The 17,667-nt window shown below is 68.7% G+C and carries 16 protein-coding genes; 3 read left to right on the top strand and 13 right to left on the bottom strand.

Going from position 1 to position 17,667, the window contains the following annotated elements; all coding sequences use genetic code 11:
- Window positions 1-102: 102 nt before the first annotated feature.
- The 5 genes from rplS to AC5W7N_RS09725 form a co-directional block, all read right to left on the bottom strand.
- Window positions 103-444, bottom strand: a complete 342-nt coding sequence (gene rplS, locus AC5W7N_RS09745; protein ID WP_163811665.1) for a 50S ribosomal protein L19 — start codon at window positions 442-444, stop codon at window positions 103-105.
- A gap of 187 nt (window positions 445-631) precedes the next feature.
- Window positions 632-1,501 carry a hypothetical protein gene (locus AC5W7N_RS09740; protein WP_163811663.1) on the bottom strand — a complete coding sequence of 290 codons (870 nt, stop codon included), beginning with the start codon at window positions 1,499-1,501 and terminating at the stop codon, window positions 632-634.
- Window positions 1,502-1,528: 27 nt separating this feature from the next.
- Window positions 1,529-3,919 carry a Tex family protein gene (locus tag AC5W7N_RS09735; protein ID WP_495924072.1) on the bottom strand — a complete coding sequence of 797 codons (2,391 nt, stop codon included), beginning with the start codon at window positions 3,917-3,919 and terminating at the stop codon, window positions 1,529-1,531.
- 143 nt (window positions 3,920-4,062) lie between these two features.
- Window positions 4,063-4,434 (bottom strand): VOC family protein, encoded by a 372-nt coding sequence (locus tag AC5W7N_RS09730; protein WP_036538351.1) that lies wholly within the window; start codon window positions 4,432-4,434, stop codon window positions 4,063-4,065.
- Between the two features lie 79 nt (window positions 4,435-4,513).
- On the bottom strand, window positions 4,514-5,371 hold the full coding sequence (locus AC5W7N_RS09725) for a helix-turn-helix transcriptional regulator (protein WP_194991458.1): 858 nt from the start codon (window positions 5,369-5,371) through the stop codon (window positions 4,514-4,516).
- Window positions 5,372-5,468: 97 nt separating this feature from the next.
- Between AC5W7N_RS09725 and AC5W7N_RS09720 the strand changes: the two genes are divergently transcribed.
- Together AC5W7N_RS09720 and AC5W7N_RS09715 are read left to right on the top strand one after the other, a co-directional pair.
- On the top strand, window positions 5,469-7,091 hold the full coding sequence (locus AC5W7N_RS09720; RefSeq protein ID WP_495923552.1) for an AMP-binding protein: 1,623 nt from the start codon (window positions 5,469-5,471) through the stop codon (window positions 7,089-7,091).
- On the top strand, window positions 7,091-8,716 hold the full coding sequence (locus AC5W7N_RS09715) for an AMP-binding protein (protein WP_163811655.1): 1,626 nt from the start codon (window positions 7,091-7,093) through the stop codon (window positions 8,714-8,716). The genes AC5W7N_RS09720 and AC5W7N_RS09715 overlap by 1 nt, the downstream gene beginning before the upstream one ends.
- Before the next feature lie 423 nt (window positions 8,717-9,139).
- Here AC5W7N_RS09715 and trmD read toward each other — a convergent pair whose 3' ends face one another.
- The 5 genes from trmD to AC5W7N_RS09690 form a co-directional block, all read right to left on the bottom strand.
- Window positions 9,140-9,862 carry a tRNA (guanosine(37)-N1)-methyltransferase TrmD gene (gene trmD / locus AC5W7N_RS09710; RefSeq protein WP_194992644.1) on the bottom strand — a complete coding sequence of 241 codons (723 nt, stop codon included), beginning with the start codon at window positions 9,860-9,862 and terminating at the stop codon, window positions 9,140-9,142.
- Window positions 9,863-9,875: 13 nt separating this feature from the next.
- Entirely contained in the window at window positions 9,876-10,400 is a 525-nt protein-coding gene (gene rimM / locus AC5W7N_RS09705; RefSeq protein WP_163811651.1) for a ribosome maturation factor RimM, read from the bottom strand.
- Window positions 10,400-10,642 (bottom strand): RNA-binding protein, encoded by a 243-nt coding sequence (locus AC5W7N_RS09700; protein WP_014352088.1) that lies wholly within the window; start codon window positions 10,640-10,642, stop codon window positions 10,400-10,402. The genes rimM and AC5W7N_RS09700 overlap by 1 nt, the downstream gene beginning before the upstream one ends.
- An 82-nt stretch (window positions 10,643-10,724) precedes the next feature.
- Window positions 10,725-11,162, bottom strand: coding sequence for a 30S ribosomal protein S16 (rpsP, locus tag AC5W7N_RS09695; protein ID WP_036538364.1), 438 nt, complete (start codon window positions 11,160-11,162; stop codon window positions 10,725-10,727).
- Between the two features lie 212 nt (window positions 11,163-11,374).
- A complete protein-coding gene (locus AC5W7N_RS09690; RefSeq protein WP_194992418.1) occupies window positions 11,375-11,956 on the bottom strand; it encodes a Uma2 family endonuclease in 582 nt (193 codons plus the stop codon).
- A gap of 181 nt (window positions 11,957-12,137) precedes the next feature.
- On the opposite strand from AC5W7N_RS09690, the gene AC5W7N_RS09685 reads away from it, so the two are divergent.
- A complete protein-coding gene (locus tag AC5W7N_RS09685; RefSeq protein ID WP_495924070.1) occupies window positions 12,138-12,905 on the top strand; it encodes an SDR family oxidoreductase in 768 nt (255 codons plus the stop codon).
- A gap of 67 nt (window positions 12,906-12,972) precedes the next feature.
- On the opposite strand, the gene ffh is transcribed toward AC5W7N_RS09685, so the two are convergent.
- The 3 genes from ffh to AC5W7N_RS09670 form a co-directional block, all read right to left on the bottom strand.
- A complete protein-coding gene (gene ffh, locus AC5W7N_RS09680) occupies window positions 12,973-14,529 on the bottom strand; it encodes a signal recognition particle protein (protein WP_163811645.1) in 1,557 nt (518 codons plus the stop codon).
- 95 nt (window positions 14,530-14,624) lie between these two features.
- Window positions 14,625-14,939: a hypothetical protein gene (locus tag AC5W7N_RS09675; protein WP_138455124.1), complete on the bottom strand. Its 315-nt coding sequence runs from the start codon at window positions 14,937-14,939 to the stop codon at window positions 14,625-14,627.
- Between the two features lie 158 nt (window positions 14,940-15,097).
- Window positions 15,098-17,512 (bottom strand): [protein-PII] uridylyltransferase, encoded by a 2,415-nt coding sequence (locus tag AC5W7N_RS09670; protein WP_195007181.1) that lies wholly within the window; start codon window positions 17,510-17,512, stop codon window positions 15,098-15,100.
- Between the last annotated feature and the right edge of the window lie 155 nt (window positions 17,513-17,667).

The following is a 17,667-nucleotide window of genomic DNA, read 5'->3' as shown; positions in this document are numbered from 1 at the left end:
AGCCCGGCACCGCGAGAATGCGTGCGGTGCCGGGCTATCCGGGTATTTCTGTGCGCTACCACCGCTCCGGGCGGGACCGGGATAGCGGCGCGGAGCAGCAGCTCAGCGCTTTTCCTTGATCTTGGCGGCCTTGCCACGCAGGTCGCGCAGGTAGTACAGCTTGGCGCGGCGGACATCACCACGGGTCACCACGTCGATGTGGTCGATGTTGGGGCTGTGCACCGGGAAGGTGCGCTCCACGCCGACACCGAACGACACCTTGCGGACGGTGAAGGTCTCGCGGATACCGCCACCCTGGCGCCGGATGACGACGCCCTTGAAGACCTGGATGCGCTCCTTCGAGCCTTCGATGACCTTCACGTGCACATTGAGGGTGTCACCGGGCCGGAACTCGGGGACATCGGTGCGCAGCGACTTCTCGTCGACGAAGTCAAGGGTGTTCATGTTCATCCTTCTGGAGTTCGCGCGAACAGAGGAACCTGGCGGCACGTGCTCTACCGGTTCATGCTCCGAATAAGGGGTGCGCCGGGGCAGATATCGCCCAGGGCAACCTGTGCATTGTGCCAGATGAGCGCGGCGGGCCGGAAATCGGCCGGTGCTCCCCGGCTGCACCACACCCTACCCGCCCCGTTCAGCGCGGCGTGTCGTGCTCGTGCGACCACAGCGCGTGATGACGATGCGGCGCCGGTGGTGCGGGAACGACGGTGCGCTGCAGTTCCGCCTCGGCGGCCGAGCGCACATGTTCGACGTCGGGTTTGCCCGCCACCAGATCCTGAACGAAGATCTTGGCCCGGATCACCGGACGCCGGTAACGCCGTTCCCGCACGATGGCCCGGTACATGAGCCTGCGCCGGTCGCCGTAGCGCCACCGTGCCCAGGGCGCGCCCGGCCGGCTCAACCGCAGCGCACCCACGACCAGCAGCGGCAGGAAGAACATGCCGAACAGCCCGGTCCAGATCTTGCCCTTGGCGATCACGATGGCGGCCAGGATCAGGTTGACCACCGCGAACACCACCACCAGCGCCCGCGCCGCGACGCTGGGGTCGTGGCGGAAATCGTTGATGTCGAGCAGCCACAGCGGGTGGAAACCGAGCAGCAGCAGTCCGGTCACGGCCAGCGCGACGAACACCGCGTCGACCGAGGTGCGGCCCTGCTCTTCCCAGTACACATCGCGCAAGTAGTAGATCAACGCGAATTCGTCGAGCACCAGCGCCGCGCCCACCCCGAAGAGGGCCGCCAGCAACGCGCCGGTCGCGCTGCTGCCGTCGTCGAAGGTGCTGATCATCCCGATACCCGAGGTCAGCACCAGGATGACGCCGAACACCATGTGATGGATGTGGGTGTCGCCCGCCCGCAGATTGCCCGGCCACCAGCGAACCTGGGCCCGGATCAGCCGCACGCTGACCCGGATCACCAGGAAGCCGAGGATGAAACCGAGCAGGAAGCACAGCAGCGGGAGCCTGCCCTGTGCGATCACATCGTCGTCGAGCCATCGCCGCATGCCTGCCCCCGCTCCCGTCTTCGGCCGCTACTTTCCGAAACCGGCCCGGCGCAGCGCGTCGGCCATGGCGCCGTTGGCCGGTGCGGCCTCGCGGCGCTGCCCCTGACGCCCCTGCCCCTGCCCTTGACGCCCCTTGCTTTGACCTCGGTTGTGCCCCTGACGGTTCTGGCCTTGGCCGCGGTTACCGCCCTGGCCACGTCCCTGCGCGGACTGCCCATCGGCGCCACCGCGACCACGTTCGCCCGGACCGCGACCGCGTTCGGGCTTACCCGCACCGGGCTCGTCGTCCAGCCGCAGCGAGAGCCCGATGCGCTGACGGGCGACATCGACCTCGAGCACCTTCACCTTGACCACGTCCCCCGATTTCACGACCTCACGCGGATCTTTCACGAAATTGTGCGACATGGCCGAAACGTGCACCAGACCGTCTTGATGCACGCCGACGTCGACGAACGCGCCGAAGGCCGCGACATTGGTGACCACGCCCTCGAGCACCATGCCCGGTTCCAGATCGGCGACCTTCTCCACGCCCGCGGCGAATTCGGCGGTCTTGAACTCCGGGCGCGGGTCGCGGCCGGGCTTCTCCAGCTCGCTGATGATGTCGGTGACGGTGGGAACACCGAAGCGCTCATCGGTGAACTCGGCCGGGCGCAGCGCGCGCAGCGTGCTGGTGTTGCCGATGATCTCGGTGATGGGGCGGCCGGTGCTGGTGAGGATCCGCCGCACCACCGGATAGGCCTCCGGGTGTACGGCGGAGTTGTCGAGCGGGTCGTCGCCGTCACGGATGCGCAGGAAGCCCGCGCACTGCTCGAACGCCTTGGGGCCCAGGCGCGCCACGTCCAGCAGCGCGCTGCGGCTGCGGAAGGGGCCGTGCTGATCGCGGTGCGCCACGATGCTCTCGGCCAGTGATCCGGCGATGCCGGAGACCCGTGACAGCAGCGGCACCGAGGCGGTGTTCACGTCGACGCCGACGGCGTTCACGGCGTCTTCGACGACGGCGCCGAGCGAGCGGGCCAGCAACGTCTCGGAGACGTCGTGCTGGTACTGGCCGACGCCGATCGACTTCGGGTCGATCTTCACCAGTTCGGCCAGCGGATCCTGCAGCCTGCGCGCGATCGACACCGCACCGCGCAGCGACACATCCAGGTCCGGCAGCTCCTGGGAGGCGTAGGCCGAGGCCGAGTACACCGAGGCGCCCGCCTCCGAGACCACGATCTTGGTCGGCTTGTTCTCCGGGATACGGGAGATGAGTTCGGCGGCGAGGGCGTCGGTTTCCCTGGAGGCGGTGCCGTTGCCGATGGCGATCAGTTCCACTCCGAACCGCGCGACCAGCGCGGCGAGCACCGCCAGCGACTTCTCGGTCTGGCCTTGCGGTTTGTGCGGGTAGATGACCTCGGTGGCGACCACCTTGCCGGTGCCGTCGACCACGGCCACCTTCACACCGGTGCGGTAGCCGGGGTCGAGGCCCATCGTGGTGCGGGTGCCCGCGGGCGCGGCGAGCAGCAGATCGCGCAGGTTGGCGGCGAAGACCTCGACGGCGTCCTTCTCGGCCGACTGCCGCAGCCGCATCCTGGTGTCGATGCCGAGGCTGACCTGGAGCTTGGTGCGCCAGGCCCAGCGCACGGTGTCCAGCAGCCAGCTGTCGGCGGGGCGGCCCTGATCGGCGATGCCGAAGCGCACCGCGATGCGGCCCTCATAGATGGTGCGCTCGCCCGGCTGCGGCTCCTCGGTGTCGGGTTCGAGATGCAGGGTGAGCACCTCTTCCTTCTCACCACGCAGCAGCGCGAGGATGCGGTGCGAGGGCAGCTTGCCGAACGGCTCGCTGAACTCGAAGTAGTCGGCGAATTTGGCGCCAGCCTCCTCCTTGCCGGCCCGTACGGTGGAGCGGATCTGGCCGCGCTGCCACATGAGTTCGCGCAGCTCACCGACCAGATCGGCATCTTCGGCGAAGCGTTCGACCAGGATGGCGCGCGCACCGTCGAGCTGTTCGGCGGTGTACTGGGCCGGGTCGGTGGTCGGATCGCCGATCAGCGCGTCGGCGACGGGTTCGTGACCGGCTTCGCGGGCGATCTGGGCCTTGGTGCGCCGCTTGGGCTTGTAGGGCAGGTAGATGTCCTCGAGGCGGGCCTTGGTTTCGGCCAGCATGATCTGGCGGTGCAGTTCGTCGTCGAGTTTGCCCTGCGCGCGAATCGATTCCACGATCGCGGCCCGGCGCTCGTCGAGTTCGCGCAGGTAGTGCAGCCGCTCCTCGAGCGTGCGCAGCTGGGCGTCGTCCAGCCCGCCGGTGACTTCCTTGCGATAGCGGGCGATGAACGGGACGGTCGAGCCGGCGTCGAGCAGTTCGACGGCGGCACGGACCTGATTCTCGCGCACCGCCAGCTCGTCGGCGATCCGACGGCTGACGGTAGCGGACACCACCGGGCCTGCCCCGGTGGCTGTGGTCTGGTCGGTGCGGGTCGTCGTCTCGGGACTCGAGGTCTCAGGCGCTGTCGTCACGACCCGCACACTACCGTCGCCGGGCGACAGGTGACCGGCGCCGGGGCCGTCGTACCGCACTCGGCCTATTCGGGCGGCGTCACCGTGGTGATGCAGAACGGGTGGCCCGAGGGATCGAGCAGCACCCGCCACCGGTCGCCCGGCTGCATGGGCGCCACGCTGGCACCCAATTCCACAGCGCGATCGACACATTCGTCGAGATCGCGCTCATCGTCGGCGGCCAGGTCCAGGTGCACGATCGAGGAGCCGGGCCAGGCCGGGCGCTGATGGTCGGGGACGCGGTGCGCGATGAGCGCGAGCCCTGACGAGATCCGCACCCCCACACTGCTTTCCTTGCGCCACAGCGTCTTTCCGCCGAGCAGATCCAGGTAGAACTGGGCAAGGGTTTCGGGGTCGGCACTGTCGAGGGACAGTCCGACTACTCGCAACGGCGGCACGGCGGTGAGTATAGAGGCGAGGCGGGCAGTGTCCCGCATGTGGGCCGGGCGGTGCGGAGAACGCGAATTCCGCGGCGGCTCAGGGGATCAGACCGAGGCGGCGGGCGGTCACGACGGCCTCGTGCCTGGAGTGGGCGTCGAGCTTGTTCATGGCGCTGCGCAGATAGCTCTTGACCGTCTCCGGGCCGACGGAAATGCGCTGGGCCACCTCCTGGTTGGAGCAGCCGAGCGCGACCTGGATCAGCACGTCGAGTTCGCGGCGCGACAGTTTCGGCGCGTCCGGAGCGGGCCCGCCGGACAGCGCCCTTGTCAACCGGGCGCCCACGGCATGCAGCCGGTCGCGCAGTTTCTGGTCGGCCGCCGAATGCGCGATATCACGCAGTTCGGCGTGGATATCGCGCAGCTCTTCGACGACGACGCCGGTGCCGGCCTGCGCCGGGGCCGAGGCGGCCGACAGCAGTCGCAGCCGCCGGTCCACCTCATCGCGGATGGTGATCTCGGTGGCGAGCCTGCGTCCGGCCTGCAACAGCACGTCCGCGGTGCGGTCGCCGAGAGCTCCGTTGCCGCGGGTGGCCGCGTACAGCACCGCGCGCGGGTTGTCGTCGACCACCACGGGGACGGCGACGACCGAACGGATGCCTTCGCTCATCACCGGCCCGTCGTAGTGATGGGTGATGGTCGGCGCGTTGCGGTAGTCGGCGACCAGTCCCGGCCGCCCCGAGTCCATCACCTGCCCGCCGAGCCCGGAGGTCCGCAGCACCGACAGCCCGCGCAAGCCGTTGGTGCGAACACCGAAGAATTCGCTCAGCAGCAGCGTGTCGGCGTGCACCTCGCCGCCGAACAGCACCGGAACCCCGGTCACGCTCGCGACCCGCCGGATCTCGGCGCGCAGTGCGTCGCCGTCGCGCGGGCGCAGCAGCGGTGACGGGTCGGTCATGGTGGTCACCCCTTTTCGGGGGTAGTGCGGGATCAGGTGTGACCTACATCCTATGGCAACAGCCCGGTGAGCTGGATCACGACCGAGGAGATGCGAGATGGGTATCGACCCGAACGCGCGGGTGCGCGAGCTGCTGGAGTGTTACGACCGCGCCGATGCGAGCGCGGCCTGGCTGCTGTGCGACCGGCACCCGGCCGACGCCGTCGCCTTCACGATCATCGACAGCGACCTGTCGTCGACGGACCTGACCTACGGCCAGTTGCGCGCGAAGTCCGAGCGGTTCGCGGCGGCGCTGGCGCGGCTCGGGGTCGAGCCGGGTGATCGGGTCGCCACGTTGATGGCCAAGTCCGAAGACCTGGTGGTGGCGCTGCTGGGGATCTGGCGGCGCGGAGCGGTGCATGTGCCGTTGTTCACCGCGTTCGCGCCGCCGGCGATCGCGTTCCGGTTGTCGGCCAGTGGCGCATCGATCGTGATCGTCGATCCGGATCAGGCGGGCAAACTCGCACCCGGCGACGACATCCCGGTCGATCCGCCGTGGCGCACCATCGTCACCGGCGATGAGCCGGCCGCTGCCGGGCTGCGCATGCGCGATCTGATGGCCGACGACGCGGACGTCGAGCCCGCGGCCGCGGTCGGCGGCGACGGCCTGCTGGTCCAGCTGTTCACCAGCGGTACCACGGGCACACCGAAGGGGGTGCCGATTCCGGTGCGCGCGCTCGCGTCCTTCCACGCCTATCAGGAGTTCGCGCTCGACGTCCGCCCGGACGACGTGTTCTGGAATGCCGCGGACCCGGGCTGGGCCTATGGCCTCTACTACGCGATCCTCGGCCCGCTGGCCAGTGGCACCCGCAGCCTGCTGCTGCACGCGGGCTTCTCCCCCGCGCTGACCTGGCAGGTGATGGAGAAATTCGGGGTCACCAACTTCGCGGCCGCGCCGACGGTCTACCGGGCCCTGCGCGCCGACAGCGCCGAGGCGCCGAAGGTGCGGTTGCGCCGGGCCTCCTCGGCTGGTGAGCCGCTCACCCCCGAGGTGGTGGCCTGGTCCGCCGACACCCTCGGCGTGGCCGTGCGCGATCACTACGGTCAGACCGAGCACGGCATGGTGATCTGCAATGCCTGGCACGACGAGCTGAACACCGAGGCCCCCGCGGGCTCGATGGGCCGTTCGCTGCCGGGCTGGGCCTGCGCGGTGCTCGCCGACGATGCCGATACCGAGGCGCCGACCGGGCAGCTCGGCCGCATCGCCATCGATACCGAACGCAGCCCTCTCCTGTGGTTCCTCGGCTACCTCGACGCGCCCGAACGCACCGCGCAGCGCTACACCCCGGACGGCCGCTGGTATCTCACCGGTGACGCCGGTTCCCAGGACGCCGACGGGTTCTTCCATTTCTCCGCCCGCGACGACGACGTCATCATCATGGCCGGCTACCGGATCGGCCCTTTCGAGGTGGAAAGCGTGCTGGTGCTGCACGAGGACGTCGCCGAAGCAGCCGTCGTCGGCATGCCCGACGAACTGCGCGGTGAGGTGCTCGAGGCGTTCGTCGTGGTGCGCGAGGGCGTCGAGGGCAGCGCTGAACTGGAGGCCGAACTCCAGACGCTGGTGAAGAAGAAGTTCGCCGCGCATGCCTACCCACGCCGGGTGCATTTCGTCCCGAGCCTGCCCAAGACGCCCAGCGGGAAGGTGCAGCGGTTCCTGCTGCGTCAGCAGGAGGTGCGGTGATGACGACTCCGCTGCCCAGCTACACCTCGGGGATCTCCGAGACACCACTGCTCGGCGACACCATCGGCGCGAACCTTGACCGCACCGCGGCCGCGTTCGGCGACCGGGAAGCCTTGGTCGACTGCCCCTCCGGGCGCCGCTGGACCTACCGTGAGTTGCGTTCGGCGGTCGACTCGCTGGCCACCGGGCTGGCCGCGCGTGGCATCGCCGCCGGCGACCGGGTGGGCATCTGGGCGCCGAACTGCCCGGAGTGGTTTCTCATCCAGTACGCGACCGCGAAGATCGGCGCCATTCTGGTGAACATCAATCCCGCCTACCGCACCAGCGAGTTGCAGTACGTGCTCGAGCAGGCCGGCGTACGGATGCTGGTGTCGGCGCCGGAGTTCAAGACCTCGAACTACATGGCGATGATCGAGCAGGTTCGCCCGAAATGCCCTGGCCTGGAACAGGTGCTGATACTGGGCACGCCCGAATGGGACACGCTCATGCGCACCACCGCGGACCAGGACCTGCTGGCGGCGCGGGCGGCGCAGCTGTCCATGGACGACCCGATCAATATCCAGTACACCTCCGGCACAACCGGTTTCCCCAAGGGCGCGACCCTCAGCCACCACAACATCCTCAACAACGGCTATTTCGTCGGGGAGTTGTGCGGCTACACCGAGCAGGACCGGATCTGCGTTCCGGTGCCGTTCTACCACTGCTTCGGCATGGTGATGGGCAATCTGGCGGCCACCAGTCACGGTGCGGCGATCGTGATTCCGGCGCCCTCGTTCGCACCCGGTGCCACCCTCGCGGCGGTCGCCGCCGAACGCTGCACCTCGCTCTACGGTGTGCCGACCATGTTCATCGACATGCTGGCGCAGCTCGACGAGCAGGACACCGATCTGTCCACGTTGCGCACCGGCATCATGGCAGGCTCCCCCTGCCCGGTCGAGGTGATGAAACGCGTCATCGATCGGATGGGCATGCGCGAGGTGTGTATCTGCTACGGGATGACCGAGACCTCACCGGTGTCCACCCAGACCCGCCGTGACGACAGCCTCGACCGCCGCACCGCGACCGTCGGCAGGGTCGGCCCGCACCTCGAGATCAAGATCGTCGATCCGGCGACCGGCCACACCGTCCCGCGCGGTGCACCCGGCGAGCTGTGCACCCGCGGCTATTCGGTCATGCTCGGGTACTGGAACGATCCCGAGCGCACCGCCGAAGCCATCGACGCCGCCCGTTGGATGCACACCGGCGATATCGGGGTGATGGACGAGGACGGGTATGTCGCCGTCACCGGCCGGATCAAGGACATGGTCATCCGCGGTGGGGAGAACATCTATCCCCGCGAAATCGAGGAGTTCCTCTACACCCACCCCGATATCCTCGACGCCCAGGTGATCGGTGTCCCCGACCCGAAATACGGTGAGGAACTGATGGCGTGGGTCCGGCTGCGCGAGGGCGCGGCCCCGCTCGACGCCGACGCGCTCAGGGTGTTCTGCGCGGGCAAACTCGCCCATTTCAAGGTGCCGCGTTATGTGCACGTCGTGGACGAGTTCCCGATGACCGTCACCGGAAAGGTGCGTAAAGCCGAAATGCGGGAAATGGCGCGGTCGCTGCTCGGCCTCCCCGGCTGAGCTCTGCCGCCGTCAGGGCTGCTCCAGTGTCGCGAACGGGATCGTCACCTCGACCGGTTCATCGAGGAGCAGTACCCGCCGGTGGACCGCATGGGCGCGGTAACGGCGGCCCGACCAGTCGAGCCGGTATTCCTCGACCGCCTCGATCCGCTCTTCCTTCTGGTCGAGCCGGACGATCAGGTAACGGGGAATCCCGGCTGCGGCGTACTGAATTCGTCAGACGCAGCTCCTGCTGCGTGTCCGGACCGCTCATACGTCACATCATTGCAGCAGCGGTCGCAAGGAACCACCGACCGAGACGCGCACGGCTCGTCGACACACTTCACCGCACCGTGCGGGCGTGCACGTACCTTGCGTCACGTGCGGTCGGGGCATTATGAGCAGCTCGACCGCGCCGAGCCGAATGAGCCAGGATCGGCGGGGCTACTCCGAACCCGGCTCGTCGGTGTCGGGCAGCAGATCCGGGCGACGCTCGCGGGTCCGGATCACTGACTGCGCACGCCGCCACGCGGCCACCTTCGCGTGGTCACCCGACAGCAGCACCGGCGGCACATCCAGGCCGCGCCAACTCACCGGACGGGTGTAGCTCGGCCCTTCCAGCAGCCCGAGACCCTCGGATTCCGGCGTGACCGAAAACGAATCCTCTTGGTGGGATTGCTGATTGCCGAGCACACCCGGAATCAGCCGCACCACGGCCTCGGTCATCACCAGGACCGCGGCCTCGCCGCCGATCAGCACGTAATCGCCGATGCTGACTTCCTCGACGCGGACCCGGCGCGCGGCGTCGTCGAAGACGCGCTGGTCGATGCCTTCGTAGCGGCCGCAGGCGAAGACCAGGTGCTTCTCGTCCGCCCAGCGGTGGGCGGTGGCCTGGGTGAAGGGGACGCCCGCCGGGGTGGGGACGACGAGCAGGGCGTCGTCGGGGCAGACCTCGTCGAGGGCATCGCCCCACACGGTGGGCTTCATGACCATGCCGGGGCCGCCGCCGTAGGGCGAATCATCGACGGATTTGTGCACGTCATGGGTCCAGCGACGCAGGTCGTGCACGTCGACGGAGATCAGGCCCTTATCGATGGCCTTGCCGAGCAGCGCTGTGCGCAACGGCTCCAGATACTCCGGAAAGATGGTGACCACGTCGATCTTCATGGCCTCGGCCGCCTCATTCGGGATCCAGCAGGCCCTCGGGCGGATCGATCACGACCAGTCCGTCGGCCACCGAGACGGTGGGCACGATGGCCATCACGAACGGGATCAGGATCTCGCGACCGTCATCGGCGGCCCGCACCGACAGCAATTCCCCTGCCGCCGAATGCAATACCTCGGTGACGGTGCCGACCGCGGTGCCGTCGGCGAGCTCGACGCGCAGCCCTTCGAGCTCGTGGTCGTAGTACTCATCGGGGTCCTCGGAGGGCCCGAGATCTGCGCTGTCGACGAAGAACAACGTGCCGCGCAGGGCGTCGGCGGCGGTGCGGTCGTCGACGCCGCTCAGCTGCACGAGGAGTCGGCCCGAGTGTTCCCGGGCCGACTCCACCGTGAACTCACGAACTTCTTTCGATCGCGCCAACCGGCCGCGCAGCGTCGAACCGGGCGCGAATCGCGCCTCGGGTTCGTCGGTGCGGACCTCCACGACCAACTCACCGCGCACGCCGTGCGACTTGGCGACACGACCTACGACGAGTTCCATCAGGCGTCGGTGTCCACCACGTCGACCCGGATGCCCCGGCCGCCGATGCCGGCGACGAGGGTGCGCAGGGCGGTCGCGGTACGTCCACCGCGGCCGATCACCTTGCCCAGGTCATCGGGGTGGACGTGCACCTCGACCGTGCGTCCGCGGCGGCCGGTGATCAGCTCGACACGCACGTCATCGGGGTTGGCGACGATGCCGCGAACAAGATGTTCGACGGCATCGGCGACGACAGCACTCACGACTCCACCTCGCTAGCGCTCGGCTCCGTCGTGAGCGCAGGGCGCGCTGTGACTTCGGTTCGCTCGCTGCGCTCGCTCACGATTACTCGGCAGCCTCGGCCGACTCGGCGCCCTCAGCGGCCTCGTCCTTCTTGGCGGCCTTCTTCTTGGGGGTGACGGCCTCGGCGACGGGCTCGTTGTCGGCGGCGGCGAGCGCGGCGTTGAACAGGTCCAGCTTGGACGGCTTGGCTTCCTTGACCTTCAGGGTGCCCTCGGCGCCCGGCAGACCCTTGAACTTCTGCCAGTCACCGGTGATCTCCAGCAGTCGCTGCACCGGCTCGGTCGGCTGCGCGCCGACGCCCAGCCAGTACTGCACGCGCTCGGAGTCGATCTCGATCAGCGAGGGCTCTTCCTTGGGGTGGTACTTGCCGATGGACTCGATGGCCCGGCCGTCACGACGGGTGCGGGCGTCCGCGACGACGACGCGGTACTGCGGGTTGCGGATCTTGCCCATGCGGGTGAGCTTGATGCGAACAGCCATGTGCTGATCTACCTTTCGGGGTTGGTCACGGCGCAATTCGGCGACTCACATGGTCTGCGAGCCCGGTTTTGCGGTTGAAGTGTGTGACCGCCGCGCGGTGCGTAACCGGAGACGGGCTGACACTGTCCATACGGACGATCGACCATTCTGCCAGACAGCCCACCCGCGCCAGAAATCGGCACCGCTCGCCGCCGGGATGGGCCGACACGACCTCAGCGCAGCAGGGTTGCGTCGACCACGACCGGAACCGGAGCCGGAGCTTTGATCGTCTCGCCGGCCGCGGCACGCACTTCTTGCCGATAACCCTGCTCACCCATCGAGTATCCGCAGAAGGTGACCGGCTTCCCTACTGGCATTTCGACCACCCACAGGTACGGAACACGCGCCGAGGCATAACCGGCAATCTTGGTGTCGCGTTCCTCCCGCGTATTGCCCGGAGACCAGATCTCGACCGCCAGCACCACGTTCTCGGGCGCGAAGCTGGTCTGGTTGATGTCGGTGTCGACGACGACGATGTCCGGGATGACGCCGGTGCGGAAGGGGGTGCTGATGCGCACCCCGACCGCTTGCAACATGTGTAGGTCATCGCGCTGCGCAGCGACGATCGCGTCATCCAGAAGACGAGCCAGTCGGTACGAAAGGTGCTGATGCGTACCACCGGGCGCAGGTGTCACGTGTAGGTACCCCAGTATCAGTTCGAGTCGAGATCCATCGGCCGGCTGGTCTTCGGCCAGCCAGTCTTCAACGCTCGTCGGGCCCAGGGGATGAATCATCGAAACCTCGGCACTGCTCATACTCGATTCCGTCCGATCTCCGGTCGTGTGCCTGTGAAAACGCATGATCTCGACTACCGAACCCACCAGCGGTTCTCACCCAGCGATGGCAGTGAGAAACCGATTCCACTGTATATCAGCGGCAGGCCGGCGTCGGCCTGAACGAGCGGTAGCCGAGGCCCTGCACGAACGTGGGTTGCGCGTGGTGCTGGCCGATATCGACGCCGACGCGCTCGCGGCGACCGCCGAGGCGATCGGCCGCGACACCCCCGCGGTGCCCACCGATGTGGCCGATCCCGACCAACTGCACCGGTTGGCCGAGACCACCCTGCGGCTGTACGGCCGCGTCGACCTGGTGTTCAACAACGCGGCGATGGGTGCCGGCGGGCCGATCTGGGAGGTGGAACCCACTGACTGGCAACGGGTCTGGGCCGTCAACGTGCAGGGTGTCGTCAACGGGATGCATGCGTTCGTGCCGCATCTGATCGCCGCCGGTCGCGGCCATGTGATCAACACCGCGTCCCTGGCGGGTGTGACCACCGGGCTGTTCAACGCGCCCTACACCGCGAGCAAGCATGCGGTCGTCTCGCTGACCGAATCGCTGCATGGCGAACTGACCATCCTCGCGCCCGGCGTCGGCGCCACCGTGGTCTGCCCGGGACCGGTGGACACCCAGATGCTGCGTGGGGTCACCGACGGCATCGGCGCGCTGCTGGGCGACGGCGCCCCCACCCAGCCCGCCGAGGGCTGGCTGAGCACGCTGACCGCCGAGCAGTGGGAGCGACTCGCGCCCGGCCTCGGCGCACTGACCCAACTGGCCGACGAGATGATGCCGGCTGCCGAGGCCGCCGAGATCATCCTGGCGGCCGTCGAAGCCGATCGCCTCTACGTCACCACCCATCCACACTGGGCGACGCAGGCCAGTGATCGGGTGGCGACCATCGTCACGCAGATGCAGGCCTCCGCGTAGCGGGTGCGCAACGACGACCGGCTCGGCCCCACGCAGCGGTGGAGCCGAGCCGGTCGGGCGTCGGGGGCTACTTGTTCGGGAACTTCAGCTTCGACAGATCGAAGCCCTCCAGGCCCGGCGGGAGCTGGTCGAGGCCGGCGGGCATACCGGACAGGTCGGGCATGCCGGCGGGCATACCGGGCATGCCGCCGGGGAATCCGCCGCGCACCTTCGGCGGGGTGGGGCCGCGGCCACCCTTCTTGCCCTTCTTGCCCTTCTTGTTGCTGCGCCGGTTCGCCCCTGGCATGCCCATCTGGCGGCCCATCGCGGCCATCATCTTCTTGGCCTCGAAGAAGCGGTCGACCAGCTGGTTGACCTCGGAGACCTGCACACCCGAGCCGTTGGCGATGCGCAGTCTGCGAGAGGCATTGATGATCTTGGGGTTCTCCCGTTCGGCCGGGGTCATACCGCGAATGATGGCCTGCACGCGGTCGAGCTGCTTGTCATCGACCTGGGCCAGCACGTCCTTCATCTGACCGGCGCCGGGCAGCATGCCGAGCAGGTTGCCGATCGGGCCCATCTTGCGAATGGCGAGCATCTGGTCGAGGAAATCCTCGAGGGTGAGTTCGCCGCTGCCGATCTTGCGCGCGGCTTCCTCGGCCTGCTGCTGGTCGTAGACCTGTTCGGCCTGCTCGATCAGGGTGAGCACATCGCCCATGCCGAGGATGCGGCTGGCCATGCGGTCGGGGTGGAAGACGTCGAAATCCTCGAGCTTCTCACCGGTGGAGGCGAACATGATCGGCGCGCCGGTCACGTTGCGGACGCTGAGCGCGGCACCACCGCGGGCGTCACCGTCGAGCTTGGTGAGCACCACGCCGGTGAAGCCGACGCCGTCGCGGAACGCCTCGGCGGTGGTGACGGCGTCCTGACCGATCATGGCGTCGAGCACGAACAGCGTCTCGTCCGGCTGCACCGCGTCGCGGATACCGGCGGCCTGGGCCATCAGCTCCGCGTCGATACCGAGGCGACCGGCGGTGTCGACGATCACCACGTCGTACTGCTTCTGCTTCGCCTCGGCCACACCGGCCTCGGCCACGGCGACCGGATCGGCCGCCGTGACACCGAGAGCGTTGTCACCGCCGCCGATGGACGTGCCGGGATGCGGCGCGAACACCGGCACGCCCGCGCGCTCGCCGACCACCTGGAGCTGGGTGACGGCGCCGGGGCGTTGCAGGTCACAGGCCACCAGCAACGGCTGATGTCCTTGCCCCTTGAGCCATTTGGCGAGCTTGCCCGCGAGGGTGGTCTTACCCGCACCCTGCAGACCGGCGAGCATGATCACCGTGGGCGGGGTCTTGGCCAGGGTGATCCTGCGGGTCTCGCCGCCGAGGATGCCGACGAGTTCCTCGTTGACGATCTTGACGACCTGCTGGGCCGGATTCAGCGCAGCGGAGACCTCGGCGCCCTTGGCCCGCTCCTTGATCTTGGCGATGAATGCGCGCACCACCGGCAGCGCGACATCGGCTTCCAGCAGCGCGAGGCGGATCTCACGGCAGGTGGCGTCGATGTCAGCCGGCGACAGACGTCCCTTACCGCGTAGGTCCTTGAGGGCACCGGTAAGCCGGTCGGACAGGGATTCGAACACCGATCGCGCTCCTGATCTCGAGTGACGTCACTGCATCCCAGCGTAATGGGATCACCGGACTGCGCACGCAGCCGGTGGGTGCCGGGTGGGCGAGGTTACTCCGGAGTGCGGCGGCGCGGGGTGCGGATGCGCCGATAGTCGTGGTTTTCCCTGGCCACCATGAACGCGGCCTCACGGCCGGTCAACCCGAGTTCGAGCGCGAGACCGTCCAACGCGGTCCAATCGCCCTCCACCGGCAGACCGGAGGTGGCGACCGTGGCCGCGATGGTCATCGCGGTGACGGCTTGGCGACCGGTCAGGGTGCGGCCAGGCAACCAGGACACCACCCACAGATCCCCGCCGACGCAGCGGGCCACGTGCGGGGTCACATCACTGGTCATGATCGACGAGGCGACGACTTCGATTGCCACCGACCTGCTCCCCTCGTATGCGAGCCCGACTCACCGATCCTAAGGGCCACCGACCATGCCGTAGGGATTTCCAGCAAATCATGTGCAAAGGACTGGTTTTCGGATAACGGCGAGGTCACAGGGCAGTTCGCCGCGCTGAGCACGAAAACCTCGGTGGCTCAGGAACCTTCGTGCGCACCGTTGTCGTCGGCGGGCTTCTTCGGTGCGGGCCGCGGCACGACCGCCAGGATCGCCTCGTCGATCCGGGCGCGGCGGGCCGGTCCCGAATCGGCGCCCAGATCCAGGCAGAAGGCGTCGACCACGGCGGTGCCCATCGTCACGACCTTGGCCCAGCGCACGTCCACCCCACAACCGGCCAGCGCACCGGCGAGCCTGCTCAGCAACCCGATCCGGTCTTCGGCGCGCAACTGCACGATCACCTGACCGGGGGTATCGGTGTCGGTCCACAGCAGCCGCGGCTGTGCCTTGGCGTAGGGGCTCAGCTGTGCGCCGACGGCCTCGCGTTCGCGTGTGGCGAGTTGACCGCGCAAGTCCAGCTCGCCGGCGATGGCGCGGATCAACTCTTGCCGCAGCAGGCCCGGGTCGGGCGGATCACCGAATTTCGGCGATACGACGAAGGTGTTGATCGCCGACTCGCCCGCGCTGCCCAGCGCCGCCGACAGCACGCGCAGCGAATGCAGCGCCAGCACTCCCGCGGCCTCGGACAGCAGCCCGGGCGTGTCGGGAGCGATGACGGTGACGATGTGAGTGTGTTTGCCTTCGCCGGGCGCGAGCGTCACATGCACTCCCCCGGCGGCCGCCTTCTCCAGCAGTTCCGGCGCGATGGGCTCGGGCCGGGGCAGCTCGTCACCGGCCATGACCATCCGGCAGCGCCGCACCAGCTCACCGATCAGCGACGCCTTCCACTCGCCCCACACTCCGGGCCCGGTGGCCAGCGAATCGGCTTCGGCGAGGGTGTGCAGTAGTTCCAGCAGCTGGGCGTCGCCGTCGAGCGCGTCGACCACCAGTTGCACGGTGGCCGGATCGTCGAGATCGCGCCGGGTGGCGGTGTCGGGCAGCAGCAGATGGTGGCGCACGATCGCGCTGAGCGTGCGCACATCCGAGGGCCACAGCCCGAGCCTGCGCCCGATATGGGTGGCAAGTTCCGCGCCGACCACGCTGTGATCGCCGGCGCGGCCCTTGCCGATGTCGTGCAGCAGGGCACCGAGCGCGAGCAGGTCCGGCCGGGCCACCCGGGTGCTCAGCGCGCTCGCGTAGGCCACCGTTTCCATCAGGTGCCGGTCGACGGTCCAGGTGTGCAGGACGTCGCGCGGCGGCAGATCGCGCACCGCGCCCCACTCCGGCAGCAACCGGCCCCACAGTCCGGTGCGGTCCAGCGCCTCGATCGCGTCGATGGTGCCCCGGCCCGCGCCGAGCAGCACCAGCAGATCGTTCAGCGCGTCCTTGGGCCAGGGTTCGCGCAGTTCCGGCGCGTCCTCCGACAGCCGGTTGAGCGTAGTCGCCGACATCGGCAGCCCGGTCTGCGCCGAGGCCGCGGCCACCCGCAGGATCAGGCCGGGATCGCGTTGCGGCCGCGCGTCCCGTGCCAGCACCACCTCGCCGGCGTGCTCGACCACCCCCTCATCGAGTGGTCGGCGCACCGGCATCCGGCGCAGCCGGGCCAGGCCGCGCCGCGGCAGCGCGTTGGCGGCGGTGCGCAACCCGACGTCCACCGAGTAACTGACCGTGCGCGCGGCGTCGCTGAGCGTACGGGCCAGGTCGAAACGGTCGCCGATGCGCAGCGCCGCACCGATCTCGTCGGCGTCCTGTGCCATCAGCTGATCGCGCGAGCGTCCGGCCACCCGGTGCAGTTCGGTGCGCACATCCAGCAGCCGACGATGCGCGTGGCGGACACCGCCGCCGGGCACATCCGGACCGAGCCCCGGCATGGCATCGGTCAGCTGGGCGATGGCGAGTGCGTCCAGCAGCTGGATGTCGCGCAGTCCGCCGCGCCCGTTCTTCAGATCCGGTTCGGCGCGGTGGGCGATCTCGCCGCTGCGCTCCCACCGGGCCTTGGCCTGGGCGATCAGATCGTCGAAGCGGGCTCGGATCCCGGTCCGCCATTCCCGGCGCACCCCGCCGATGAGCAGGTTGCTCAGTTCGGCGTCGCCGACGATATGCCTGGCCTCGAGCATCCCGAGCGCCGCGATCATGTCGTCGTTGGCCACTCGCAGGGCTTGTGGCACCGTGCGCACGCTGTGGTCGAGCTTGATGTGGGCGTCCCAGAGCGGATACCAGAGCTGGTCGGCGACCTCGGCCACCCGCGCGGGGTCGACGTCGTCGTGCAGCAGCACCAGGTCCAGATCGGAGTAGGGCAGCATCTCCTTGCGTCCGAGCCCACCCACCGCGACGACCGCGAGCCCGCTGTCGGCGGTGATCCCGAGTTCGGCACCCTTGCTGGTCAGCCACAGTTCGTACAGGTCGACCAGCGCCGAGCGCAGCGATTCGGCATCCAGGCGCGGATTGCGCGGCTGCCCGCCCTCGAGCAACCGGCGCCTGGCCTTGACCAGATCGGCCGCGCCGTTGGACACCACCGTGTTCTCGACCGCCGCCGACTCGGCGCCATCGCTGTGTTCTCGCCGACTGCTACCCACTGCCCACACCACCCATTCACTCTCTCAGATTTCCACCCACTCCCCACCCCCCCCCTCCATGCGGGCGGCCCCGCCCCGGCCGGAGATCCGGCGGG

This window comes from Nocardia sp. CDC519 (assembly GCF_059509835.1).
The sequence above is the reverse complement of the archived record's forward strand: the minus strand, read 5'-3'. Positions and strand labels throughout refer to the sequence as shown.